The 12,991-nt window shown below is 37.6% G+C and carries 11 protein-coding genes and 1 tRNA gene; 6 read left to right on the top strand and 6 right to left on the bottom strand.

What is annotated here, in order from left to right; all coding sequences use genetic code 11:
* Window positions 1-30 precede the first annotated feature (30 nt).
* Window positions 31-570 (bottom strand): DOMON-like domain-containing protein, encoded by a 540-nt coding sequence (locus AAV97_RS05435; RefSeq protein WP_004829461.1) that lies wholly within the window; start codon window positions 568-570, stop codon window positions 31-33.
* A gap of 11 nt (window positions 571-581) precedes the next feature.
* Window positions 582-905 carry a ribosome assembly RNA-binding protein YhbY gene (gene yhbY, locus AAV97_RS05430; RefSeq protein ID WP_004829460.1) on the bottom strand — a complete coding sequence of 108 codons (324 nt, stop codon included), beginning with the start codon at window positions 903-905 and terminating at the stop codon, window positions 582-584.
* Window positions 906-1,103: 198 nt separating this feature from the next.
* Between yhbY and rlmE the strand changes: the two genes are divergently transcribed.
* From rlmE to AAV97_RS05405, 5 genes are all read left to right on the top strand, one after another.
* A complete protein-coding gene (gene rlmE, locus AAV97_RS05425) occupies window positions 1,104-1,754 on the top strand; it encodes a 23S rRNA (uridine(2552)-2'-O)-methyltransferase RlmE (RefSeq protein ID WP_004829459.1) in 651 nt (216 codons plus the stop codon).
* A 179-nt stretch (window positions 1,755-1,933) separates the two neighbouring features.
* A complete protein-coding gene (ftsH, locus tag AAV97_RS05420; protein WP_004829458.1) occupies window positions 1,934-3,823 on the top strand; it encodes an ATP-dependent zinc metalloprotease FtsH in 1,890 nt (629 codons plus the stop codon).
* 129 nt (window positions 3,824-3,952) lie between these two features.
* Entirely contained in the window at window positions 3,953-4,807 is an 855-nt protein-coding gene (gene folP / locus AAV97_RS05415; RefSeq protein WP_046760038.1) for a dihydropteroate synthase, read from the top strand.
* 196 nt (window positions 4,808-5,003) lie between these two features.
* The gene (locus tag AAV97_RS05410; RefSeq protein ID WP_004829456.1) at window positions 5,004-5,318 is read left to right on the top strand and encodes a DUF5713 family protein; all 315 of its coding nucleotides are present in this window, start codon (window positions 5,004-5,006) and stop codon (window positions 5,316-5,318) included.
* Between the two features lie 349 nt (window positions 5,319-5,667).
* A tRNA-Met gene (locus AAV97_RS05405) sits at window positions 5,668-5,744 on the top strand.
* 996 nt (window positions 5,745-6,740) lie between these two features.
* Here AAV97_RS05405 and AAV97_RS05400 read toward each other — a convergent pair.
* The 4 genes from AAV97_RS05400 to AAV97_RS05385 form a co-directional block, all read right to left on the bottom strand.
* The gene (locus AAV97_RS05400; RefSeq protein ID WP_046760037.1) at window positions 6,741-7,781 is read right to left on the bottom strand and encodes a hypothetical protein; all 1,041 of its coding nucleotides are present in this window, start codon (window positions 7,779-7,781) and stop codon (window positions 6,741-6,743) included.
* Window positions 7,782-7,786: 5 nt separating this feature from the next.
* Window positions 7,787-9,412, bottom strand: coding sequence for an NAD+ synthase (locus AAV97_RS05395; protein ID WP_005032961.1), 1,626 nt, complete (start codon window positions 9,410-9,412; stop codon window positions 7,787-7,789).
* A gap of 401 nt (window positions 9,413-9,813) precedes the next feature.
* Window positions 9,814-10,299: a hypothetical protein gene (locus AAV97_RS05390; RefSeq protein WP_004829453.1), complete on the bottom strand. Its 486-nt coding sequence runs from the start codon at window positions 10,297-10,299 to the stop codon at window positions 9,814-9,816.
* A gap of 544 nt (window positions 10,300-10,843) precedes the next feature.
* Entirely contained in the window at window positions 10,844-11,650 is an 807-nt protein-coding gene (locus AAV97_RS05385) for an alpha/beta fold hydrolase (protein WP_046760036.1), read from the bottom strand.
* 316 nt (window positions 11,651-11,966) lie between these two features.
* On the opposite strand from AAV97_RS05385, the gene AAV97_RS05380 reads away from it, so the two are divergent.
* Window positions 11,967-12,923: a metal-dependent hydrolase gene (locus AAV97_RS05380; protein WP_046760035.1), complete on the top strand. Its 957-nt coding sequence runs from the start codon at window positions 11,967-11,969 to the stop codon at window positions 12,921-12,923.
* The last annotated feature ends 68 nt before the right edge of the window (window positions 12,924-12,991 follow it).

Here is a 12,991-nt window from a genome sequence, read left to right as displayed (position 1 = left end):
TTTATTTAAAAGACAATTCAACAGTGACGATTAAAAGGTATGTAACCAGTCGCGTTTGTTGTGAAAGTCAGCTTGCTGTCCGCTATGCTGCATGGCGAAGAAGTGTTGACCTTGTGTGGTATTCAAAACAGCACTGAGTCCTATAAATAGATCAGACCACTTGAGTTTATGTGCAAGCATAAACTCAGTCAGATCTAAACTCACATTTAATCCATAATGTGTACGCTTAAGCTGATTTAATTCAATATCGTATGCAACTACAGGAGGCATATTCTCAGGATAGCGATATTCTTCAAATTGATAGGCTTGCCAAGCTTGAGAAGGGGAGAGGTTAACTTCTCGATATTGATCTTCGCCCTGCACGCCAATAAAAATTTCAAAACAGGTATTTTCCCAAAGAAAATCTTGACGCGGATGTGCTGTAACAGGTTCAGGGTATACAATAAATTGATTGGGATCTCTTAACCAATAACCTACATTTAAGGTGTAGGGATTGACCTGCTCAATCGCTCCCACTAAAGAGATACTTTGAAAACGACGATCAAAAGCATTCAGTTCGTAACTTGCCATGAAAATAAATCTTAATTAGAAAGATGAGCGTGACGAACCAAATTAGAGAGTTTTTGATTTTGTTTGGCTGCTTTTTTGTAAAGCAAAGCAATTTTACCGATGGTTTGCACCACTTCTGCGCCAGTTGTTTCAGCTATTTCAGTGATGGTTGCTGTACGTGCTTCGCGATCTTCGCCCGCAATTTTAACTTTAATTAACTCATGATCATTTAAAGCACGGTTTAATTCTTCAACGACACTTTCAGTCAAGCCTTTATCACCAAGCATTACAACTGGATTTAATGCATGTCCGATTTGACGTAAACGTTTACGTTCTTGGATAGATAGAGTCGCCATAAAAAATAACCTGATTTTAAAAACGACTTAGTATAACAAAAGCCATATCGCTGCGCTGTAAATTCTGTAGAAATATTCGATGAAGCTTATTCAAAAAAACATCTCAATATCTATCGATTTTAATCCATATGTATACTGCAATGAGAATATTTTTCACGTACAATCACAAGTTAGTTATCTGTTTAGATCAAGAGAGTTATGGCTACACGCATTACCAACCAGAAGTTATCCAAAAGTAGTCGTGCGTGGATGAGAGAGCATTTAGATGATCCTTTTGTGAAAAAAGCACAAAAAGAAGGCTATCGTGCTCGCGCAGCATATAAACTTCTTGAAATTCAAGAAAAATATAAAATGATTAAACCCGGAATGACTGTAGTTGACTTGGGAGCTGCACCAGGAAGCTGGTCGCAAATCGCAGGAAAACTGGTCGGTGATAAGGGTTTAGTGATTGCTTCAGACATTTTGGAAATGGACGCTTTACCAGATGTTACTTTTTTACAAGGTGACTTTAGAGAAGAAGAAGTTTTCGAAAAATTGTTAAATATTTTAAATGGACGCACTGTAGACGTTGTAATTTCAGATATGGCCCCCAATACATCAGGTAATAGGGCTGTAGATCAACCTCGCCAGATTTATTTGTGTGAACTTGCGTTAGATTTTGCCAATAAAGTTTTAGGACCTAAAGGGCAATTTGTAGTTAAGGTTTTCCAAGGCAGTGGATTTGATGAGTTCCGAAAGCAAGTCGTGGACAGTTTTGATGTATTGAAAACAGCAAAACCTGCTGCTTCACGTGCACGTTCAAAAGAAGTTTTTTTAATTGGACAGGGTCGTAAAAAAGTTTCGCAATAGTGGGCATTTTTAAGGTATGTTCGTAGTTCGTAATGAATTGCCAACAAATGCTTGCCAAGTTGTTAAAAATTGTGCATTTTGTACCTTTTTAATCTTTATTGCGAAATTCATTACTCGCTTTTTGTTACGATCAAGCATGATTGAGCCTGATCAAAATAGTTATATATGGGAATAAAGCTTTGAGCGATTACTTCAAAAATGCCGTATTGTGGCTGGTCATACTGGGTGTGCTGATCTTAATCTTCAGCAATCTCAGTGACCGCAGTAAGCCTTCTGCGATGAATTATTCAGAATTCGTCACAGCGGTGAATGCTGGTCAAATTAGTAAAGTCACAATTGATGGTGAAAGAATAAGCGGCGAAAAAAAGAACGGTTCGAACTTTGAAAGTATTCGCCCAGCAGTTCAAGATCCTGAACTGATGCCTACACTCATCAAAAATAACGTTGTTGTTGAAGGTACTGCACCTCAACGTCAAGGTTTGTTGATGCAACTTCTCATTGCAAGTTTCCCTGTACTCTTAATTATTTTATTGTTCATGTTCTTCATGCGTAACATGGGCGGTGGTGCAGGCGGTAAAAATGGCCCAATGAGTTTTGGAAAATCGAAGGCAAAAATGCTTTCGGAAGACCAAATCAAAGTAACATTTGTTGATGTTGCAGGTTGTGATGAAGCGAAACAAGAAGTTGTTGAAATCGTAGATTTCTTAAAAGACCCTGCAAAATTCAAACGCTTAGGAGCAACAATTCCTAAAGGCGTGTTGATGGTTGGTCCTCCAGGTACAGGTAAAACTTTACTTGCGAAAGCGATTGCGGGTGAAGCAAAAGTTCCTTTCTTTAGCATCTCTGGTTCTGATTTCGTTGAAATGTTTGTAGGTGTGGGTGCTTCGCGTGTACGTGATATGTTTGAACAAGCGAAACGTCATGCACCATGTATCATCTTTATTGATGAGATTGATGCTGTTGGTCGTCATCGTGGTTCAGGTACTGGTGGTGGTCATGATGAGCGTGAGCAAACATTAAACCAGATGTTGGTTGAAATGGATGGTTTCGAAGGTAATGAAGGTATTATCGTTATTGCTGCAACCAACCGTGCCGACGTACTTGATAAAGCATTGTTACGTCCTGGACGTTTTGACCGTCAAGTGATGGTGGGTCTTCCTGACATCAAAGGTCGTGAACAGATTTTGGCAGTGCATTTGAAGAAACTTCCATCTGTAACAGGTGTTGATCTTAAAGTACTTGCACGTGGTACACCGGGCTTCTCTGGTGCGCAATTGGCAAACCTTGTCAATGAAGCGGCATTATTTGCTGCACGTCGCAATAAGAACACTGTCGACATGCATGACTTTGAAGATGCTAAAGACAAGATCTATATGGGACCTGAGCGTAAGTCGATGGTGATTCGTGAAGAAGAACGTCGTGCGACCGCTTATCATGAAGCAGGTCATGCGATTGTAGCGGAAATTCTTCCGGGTACAGACCCAGTACATAAAGTAACCATTATGCCGCGTGGTTGGGCGCTTGGTGTGACTTGGCAGTTGCCAGAACATGACCAAACCAGCCATTACAAGTCTAAGATGTTGAATGAACTTTCTATCTTATTCGGTGGTCGTATTGCAGAAGAAGTATTCATTAACCAAATGTCGACAGGTGCTTCTAACGACTTTGAACGTGCAACTAAAATGGCACGTGCAATGGTCACCAAGTACGGTATGTCTGACAAAATGGGTGTGATGGTTTACGAAGATGAAAACCAAAATGGTTTCTTTGGAAACGTAGGTAGTCGCACTATTTCTGAAGCAACTCAACAACAAGTTGACCAAGAAGTACGTCGTATTCTTGATGAACAGTACAAAGTTGCACGTGATATTCTTGAAAATAACAAAGATATTGCGCATGCAATGGTGAAAGCCTTAATGGAATGGGAAACTATTGATCGTGATCAAATCCGTGACATCATGGAAGGTCGTGAGCCGCAACCACCTAAGGTTTATGTTGCTGATAATCCAGTGATTGATGTGACGCCTACAGATGGTCCGTCAACTCCGCCACCATTACCGGCAACCTGATTGGAATAAATCAAAAAGAGTCTCATACGAGGCTCTTTTTTTATGCAAATACAATTTATTATTAAAAGAATTTATCTTGAAATGGAGTGTAATTGTTAAACTAATGCAAATTAATCATGGAGAAGCGACATGCAATTGGTGTCACTGCCGAATAAAATTTTGCGTTGCGGGCGTTTGAGTTTAGATCTATCAAAAGCGCATGTCATGGGGATACTGAATGTAACTCCAGATTCTTTTAGTGATGGTGGGCTACATAATCAAAAAGATCAAGCCATTGCATATGCTAGACAAATGATTGATGCAGGTGCAACTGTGATTGATGTCGGTGGTGAATCTACACGACCTGGTGCATCAACTGTAGCAATCACTGAGGAAATCCAACGCGTCATTCCTGTAATTGCTGAGCTTGCCCAATATGACGTGGTGATATCGGTTGATACTTCGCAACCAGAAGTGATTCGTGAAGCAGTCAAGGTCGGCGCACATATTTGGAATGATGTAAGAGCATTAACTCGTCCAAATGCATTGCAAACAGCTGCAGAACTAGATATTCCTGTGATTATTATGCATATGCGTGGTGAACCAACAACCATGAACCAACTGGACCAATATCAGGATGTAACTCTGGATGTGATTAAGGAACTTCAACAACGTGTCAATCAAGCGATACAAGCAGGAGTTAAGCCTGAAAACATCATGATTGATCCCGGTTTTGGTTTTGCTAAAAATGCGCAACAGAACTTAAAATTATTGAATGAGTTTTATAAATTAAACGCAATGGGATATCCCATTTTATCCGCCTTATCGCGTAAGCGTTTTATTGGAGAGGCTTTGGGTGGAGCAGATGCTCAAAATCGTGCGATAGGTAGTGTCGCTGCGCATTTGATGAGTATTCAGCAAGGTGCATGTATGGTACGTGCACATGATGTGAAAGCAATGTCAGACGCCATTCAAATTTGGCAGGCAATGCGTACCGCGATTTAGCGATAGGTGTTTTAAATTGAATTTGATTGGATCAAACGATCTTTCTTCAAAGATATAAGTATGACGATTGAAGCGCATTTCTCTCTCTATTCAGAAAAGTGATATAAAAAATAGCATTAAGGTCGCAAGTAGATTTGGTGAATTGTATGGTATGTGTTATATAAGCGCGTGAATTGCTGTTTTATTTTAGGTTGCTATGTTTAACGATCTACTTCTCCCAATGTTCGATGATGAATATTATCCCGATATTCTAGTTGCCGAAATAAAGCAACTCATTGAACAATTTGCTAAAAAGGTGGCTAAAACCAGTTTTAGCGATGCTGAAATTTACTCTTTGGCAAATCTGACTGTGACTGAAATTAATGAAATGAAGCCTCAGTTTGAAGACTTAGACTCCTCACTGGATGATACTGCTGCAGATTATATTGCTGAAGCGTTGATGATGGTGATACAGGATCAAGGTTATCTTGATCTTGAAATGGAAGAGCTGGTTGCAAATAGAGAGTGGTAAACACTCTCTTTTTTATTGCAAGATTTGAATCTTGGAAACATTAAAATTCGATAGTTGCTATAGTGCTCAATGGTTATAAAATTATTTTGGGTCGTTTGTTTTGTTTAAGTCTTATTTTATTCAAACATCTTCATCTATAAAAAACTAAATCTTTAATTTAGCGACGATTAAAATATTGTAGGTAGATTACAGGATAATTTTATCGCTTGAATATGCTAATTTTCTGATAAAAACATAAATATGTATTAATTTTAAACATTTAAATATCAATTGTTTAAAGTGTGAGCATTAGTTTATTTAAGTGCTTGACGTAGGGTGTATAACTTTAGATAATGCGCACACAGTTTATGGCTATGTAGCTCAGTTGGTTAGAGCACCGCACTCATAATGCGGGGGTCACAGGTTCAAGTCCCGTCATAGCCACCATTTTTATAGACCATGCTCACCGCATGGTCTCTTTTTTTGTGTCCTCAAATTTTTTAGCGCGAAACCCTATGTCGAGCACATGAGTTTAAAAAATTTGTGTGATCAGGCTGAATTAAATCAAACATTATTTTAATAAAGCTTGATATGTTTATAACAAAAACAAGAGAACTGAAATTGTTACATGAAGATGTTCAATTTATCCAACACATCGTAGTCATATATTAGCCCTTTTACAGATGTATGTGTCGTGATGGTTTTTTAAATAAGAGCAAGCTTTATCAACCATGAAATTTCTAGTGCTACATATACATATCCTCAATCTGTTGAAAGCAGTTACAGTAAAATATAATTTGCTTCGACTCACAAAATCCATGATATGAAAATGTTGCTTGATGATATTAAGCTTTTATTAATGTAACGTGAATTCGATACAATTAAATCTTCAACTCATTGAAAGATAATAAATCTATGTGGATTTTTCTGGATATTCATCCGATTTTGGATGAGGAGCGGAGCTCCGCAAGGGCTCGCCATACTTGTTTTGGCATGAGGAGCGAAGCTCCGTAAGCGCAACCATCAATATAGTTTTATTTCTCTTGACCAATAAAATGAAGGCGATCAATAGATTGTTTGATGATCTAAAGCTTGTACTGCCACGCTTTAGTACTAAAGTTTAAATTCTTTTGCGTAGGCGATGGCTCACTTTTCAGAGATGAAAAGTGACAAAAATCTTTCGTTGAGCGAGGGGTACATCCTTTACCCCCGCTCAACATGGCGACATCCATGTCGCCTCACGATAGCAAGACCATCAATGATTCAAAAAGTACAAAATAAATGAATCATCCAAATCACTTGTATGAATAATCAGGCGGTTTGACTGTATCATCTTTCATCAAGGATTTTTATCGTACTCAGGTTAATGTACTTTATATTGATGATTTAAATCGCTTAACTGAGACGTTGTCTATAGAAAGACGATCTATGTTTTATCAATGGTTATGCTTTCTCAGCAAGAAAATTTTCTATAAAGCGCTGGGTTTGTGGATCTAAGTAGAATGGTGCTATCAAAGATTGGATGATACTGTCTAACAAGCCGTGCTGTTCTAATGCAGCTAATGTATGTGGAATAAAGCGATCTGCTTCAATGAATAAGTCATTTTTATCTAGACCTACAGAGTGTAATAATTCCTGTAGACTGTATTCACCAAAATATTCATAAAATGCTTCTACTACGTTAAGAATAACCTGTTGCATATATTCTGTTTCACGAAGCTCTTTCCATGTTTCATAAACCAAGATAAAGAACTCTTCAAAATCTATGGATTGAAGTTGAGAAAATGTTTCTTTTAAGGAGCGTTGTTTGATTTCAGTCCAGATGTGTGTCGCGATATCTGCTAAATCCTCATTGGGAAGCATAATAATCGTGCTGAGTTGTTTGCGTATTGCTGACGCAAGTTGGTTTTCTAATTTTAATTCAATATTTTGCTGTTGGTCTTGGATAAAGCTCATGACTTTGGAACCAAGACGATTTTGTTTAACTGTGTAGTGGCGAAGCTGATTAAGCCAAGGTGTGTTACTTTCAACAATTTGATTGGCGAGTTGCAAGCTGACCTGTTGAATCTGTGGATTATGTTGTAAATTTTCTTGAAGATAATCTCGGAGCTGTTCAAGTTCTAAAATTTTGAACATCCATAATTCAAATGATTCATCTGAAAGTAAATCATTGATAACGGTTTGGCTACCAATTGCATATTGATGAATTTTTTGCGCAACGACACCAATAAACTCAAGAATATCAGCGCCCAAATTTAGTTCAAATGCATATTTTTGAACCACTGAACAGAGTTGTTCAAGTTGTATCACGTCTTTTAAAAGAATTTTGTCAGCATTCTGATAAGTTTGAGAAATAAAATTTTGAATGAATTGAGGATTTTTTTGATCAAGTAATTGTTGTTTGGTATAACGCACTTGCTCAAGCAAAAGTGCTTGAGCAAGTTCCTGAGCAAAGCTCGCTGGGAGTGAATTATTCACATTCACGAGGCTTATACACCAGGTTTCCAGCCATTTACAATCGGGTAGCGACGTTCGCGACTAAATGCACGTGAACTGATGCGTGGTCCAATTGAACCTTGACGGCGTTTGTATTCATTGCGATCAACAAGACGAATTACTTTTTCGACCACTTCACGTTCAAAGCCCTTGGCGATGATGTCCTCTTGGCTTTGTTCTTCTTCGATATAGGCGTATAAAATCGCATCGAGTATATCGTAAGCAGGTAGTGAATCTTGGTCTTTTTGATCTGGACGAAGTTCAGCTGAAGGTGGACGGGTAATCACACGTTCAGGAATTACAGGCGTTTCAGAAATGCTGTTACGATACTTCGCCAATTCAAACACGATGGTTTTATAAACGTCTTTCAGTACTGCAAAACCACCCACCATATCGCCATATAAAGTACAGTAACCGACAGAAAGTTCAGATTTATTGCCTGTTGAAAGCACTAAATTACCAAATTTATTAGATAAACCCATCAACAGTGTGCCACGCGCACGAGCTTGAAGGTTTTCCTCTGTTGCATCAGCAGGTGAGTTGCCAAAGAAAGGATAGAGCGTTTGCATGAAACTGTTTACAATTGGATGAATTTCAGCAATACCAAATGTCACTCCCATACGCTTTGCTTGCTCAGTAGCATCTTCAACACTGATTTGAGAGGTATAAGTATAAGGCATCATTACCGCTTGAACTTTATCCGCACCAATGGCATCAACAGCAATTGCAAGCGTTAAAGCGGAGTCAATACCTCCTGATAATCCAAGAATTACACCAGGAAAGCCTGAGCGTTGCACATAGTCACGTGTTGCTAAAACTAAACCTTGGTAAATCTCAGCCATGGTACTTAAAGCAGGTGCAGTTTCGACGACTTGATAGCTTTTGTTTTCGATTTGGTATTCTGTAAAGTAGAGGTCTTCAATGAAGCTCGGTGCTTGTAATGCAACTTCGCCTGATTGGTTAATCACAAAACTTGTACCATCAAAAATCAGATCGTCTTGCCCACCGACTTGGTTGACGTAAACCAAGTGCAAATTCAATTGTTTCGCTAATTCTTTCAGCGTTACGATACGGTGTTGAGGTTTACCAACTTCATAAGGTGAAGCATTGAGTACCAATACGCTTTCGACATTCAATTGAGCTAACTGTTGAACTGTATTGAGTGACCAGACATCTTCACAGATCAATACACCAAACTTATGACCCAAGTATTCAAAAACGAGGTGTTGATGACCTTCATTAAAATAACGCTTTTCGTCAAATACACTATAGTTAGGTAAATTTTGTTTGTTATAAATACCGAGTACCTGACCATCTTTCATGACAGCAGCAGCATTATAACGTTGACCATCATCTGTAAGATTTACAAAACCAAATACCAAAACAATATCTTTGATCGTGGCTAGTTTTTCAAAAGCTTGAGCTGTACGTTTAGCTAAGCTTGGGCGTAGAAATAAATCTTCAGCTGGATAGCCGATAATAGAAAGTTCGGGGAAAACAATAATTTCAGCATTCTGTTTTTTTGCTTCATTGGCTTGCTCAATCATCTTTTGAACATTTGAATCAAGATCACCAATGAATGGAGAGAATTGCGCAAGAGCAATTTTAAAACTTTTCATTTAAACCAAATCCTATTCCAATAGGGTAATTTATATACATTTTGTTGATTTTTAAAATGTAGTTATTCAACGTATGTATATATAGACACAACAAAAACTGCCAAAGGGCGAAGCTATAAAATCATCAAAAAATCATCAAAAATCTTTATTTTTTTGCAAGGCAAAAATTTCAGACATTGAGTATTTTAACTAAAAAAATGTCAGAAGCTAGTGATTCATCAAGTTTATTCAGTGCAGCATCAATGACACCATGAATTTAGAGTATTTTTTTTGTAGAAACTAGTGATTTTTCATTATTTTTTGCTTTTTACATCGGAATTAATGTTCTTTTTAAAAAAATCATGAAATAGATCACAAAAAAGTCCGAAGCAAAGCGAAAAGTGTCAAATTTTAGCTTTGATTTAATTCAAAATGATATTTTCAATTCGATTTAAATAAATGTCTTTAGCGATGTCTCCTTGTTGCTCGATATTATAGTCAAAATAAGACTTTCCTTGAACCAAAGTATAGCGATAAGGGTTATAGCGACCAAAACTAAGATACATTGCAGACTGCAAAATTGCACCTTTTAGCAGGACTTTTTCATGGCGTTGGTATTGATAGATATGGGCCATTTCATGAATGAATACAGCTTGATAGGCTAAACTCATGCATGAAAAATCTTCACAATAATCGGCATCTTTTAAATGAATATAGCCATTAGGTGCCATTAAGATGCCAACGGGTTGCCAAGGCAAATATGGGTGATTCATGATTTTTACCTGATCATAATCAATCAAGTCACCAAACACAGTTCGGCTAATTCGAATTTCTCCATTTGTTAATGGGCGATATTTAAATTGATCAATTTTGAGTATTTTTGCTAAGCGCCAAAAGTAATTCAACATTGTTAGCAGGGATTAAAATAAAGTTAGAATCAGTTTAGCATTGAATATAGGACAGCCAAATAACAATCAATTTTATAATGATGAGGAAGTCCAACGAGATCATCTGTATCAATTAAATATGCTTATCTGTGACTCACAAATTTTCTAAGAATCTTGATAAAAGTATAGGGTCTGTGGACAATTCGTCTATGTTTGCGACTAGGTGTGTTTTTTAGGCGATTCTAGGCGCGAAATACGAAATTTAGTCATTCTAAATAAGTAGTTCGTAACGACGAAGCGACAAAAAACACGCTAGTCCCCGCTGCGCCTTGCGCTGCAAACAAAGCAGTGCTTTGTTCTTGCTCAGGGTTGTGGCTAAAATTATCTCAGGCTACGTTATGAAACTTAAAAATAGTCTCGCTATTCTCTTCATTTCCTTGCGGAGTATACTCCTCATACCTGCTCAATTTTAACCTACAACGCAAGCCATTTATGAAATGTCCACAGACCCTAAAGTTCATTGGATTGAATGAGATTGAAATCAAATCATTTTTATGAAATGACGCTATGCAATTTCAAGTCCTACAATAAAAGTATGAATAATATTTAATATTTGCTGAGGATTTTCTTTATGTGGCATATGCTTTGCACCTGCAATAATTTCTAATTGAACTGTTTTAGTTGCATAATCGATAAACTGTTGAGGTTGAGCCAAAGAGCCATATTCATCCAGTTCTCCATGAATGACCAAGAGAGGACATTGTATTTGTGTTATCGTGTCTCTTAACTGCCAATGGCGGAATTGGGAAGATAACCATGTTTCAGTCCAAGCATTTAAAACCCATTGAGCTTTTCCTCCATGATATTTTTTAAGACGATTCATTTGTCCTAGATGTTGAAAGTTGGTTTTGGCATCTTGAATTCCAGTAAGGGTTTGTTGTTCTACAAAAGCCTGTGCTGAAATGGTGATTAAGGCTTTACATTGCTCTGGATACTGAACAGAACAGTGAGTTGCCATCCCACCGCCTACACTATGTCCCATCACCATAAAATCTTGAATTTTGAATTGCTCTATAATGACTGAAAAACCTTCTATTGCTTCATTTTTTACAAAATCAATATCCAAGAAGTCGGGATGGGGAGATGATTGTCCAAAACCTAATCGATCGTAGGCAATCACTTGGTGTCCTGTTATTTGGGCAAGTCGTTCAGGGAATTCTCGCCAAAGTTCTACTGAGCCCAAAGAATCATGCAAAAGAATGATTGGTGTAGTTGAGTGCTGATCAGGCGACCATGACTTTACATAAAGTTTTGCGACGGAGGAATATGATTTTATATCTAGCCAAGCTTCAACAATTTTAATATTAGACACGTCAGTCTCATTTCTTCATCAAATCAATCTGTGACTCACCATAACGACTTTTTAAACTCAGGTCCAAGTTAAGTGGATGATTAAAAATGTCCTCTCGGGTCATTATTTATCAGCAAATACACTTGTTTCAGTTATTTGTCTGACACTTTGTTGGATAGTCATAAATTGCCAATCGATTGACCGTAAATGCTAATGGTATTTGATGCAATATGTCTTAATTTCGGCTGTATAAAAGCATGGTTTTGACTAGGAATGTGAATTTGTACTGGATTTTTAGACAAAGCTTTGCACTATAGATAAACAGATGAGGTTTTATATGTTGCTTGCTAAACCAGTCAAAAAGGTCTTTGCAAAAGTTTTTCCCAGCCAATTGGTGGATTTAACTGAGCAGGTTGCTAATATTCCGATTCGTCATTTTGATTTTAAATTCAGCCCTGATGAGCTGGATGTTAAATTTTTTATGCAAAAGGAATGGGCGACTGCTTATTTTGCAGCACTTTCAATTTTTTTGACTTATGGCGAAGAATTGGTGATTGAAACTGCACGTCACCATCGTGACCAAATCAAAGATCCAATCTTGAAACAGCGTTTAACCAGTTTAATTGGGCAAGAGGCGATTCATTCTAAAGTCCATGAAGAATATAATGAAACGATGATTCCCAATCATTTGCCAGTACAACTATACCGTTTTCTTGCTGAACAAGTATTTAATAATACTTTTCTAAAATTTCCACAGCCATTGAAGCTTTCAATGATGGCTGGAATCGAGCATTTCACTGCTGTTTTTGCTCAATATGCCATGACACACCAAGATATTTTTAATCATTCACTTGATGAAAAAACACGTGCTTTATGGTTGTGGCATATGCTTGAAGAATCTGAACACAAAGATATTGCATATGATACCTATCAAGTTCTTTCAGCAAATTATAGTTTACGCATTTTAGGATTCTTTATTGCCTTAATTACGCTTGGGGTAGGTGTCGGTGCAGGTGCATTATTTTTGCCGTTTTTACGGCGCCCGCAAAATACCTTGAGTTTAAGCTTTTGGAGAGAAGCGAAGGGGAGTTGGTATTTACTCTTTGGCTTAAAGGATGGGGTGTTTGGCAGTAGTTTAGGGCATATTTTTGATTATCTGCGTCCAAGCTTTCATCCCAATGATCATGACACCAGTGAACTATTGGACTATTTCAAGAAAGAGCTGCTTGATCCAGAGACAGGAACGCTGACACCATATTTTATCAAAGAATTTACGCCAGCGATCCGTAACTAAACCTGAGTGAATTGAACATCTTTTTAAACAAGAGTGACTAGGGGCTGTGGACAATTCGTCTATGTTTG

The organism is Acinetobacter sp. Ag2 (genome assembly GCF_001005515.1).
In the GTDB taxonomy this organism is placed as follows: Bacteria; Pseudomonadota; Gammaproteobacteria; order Pseudomonadales; family Moraxellaceae; genus Acinetobacter; species Acinetobacter bereziniae.
The sequence above is the reverse complement of the archived record's forward strand: the minus strand, read 5'-3'. Positions and strand labels throughout refer to the sequence as shown.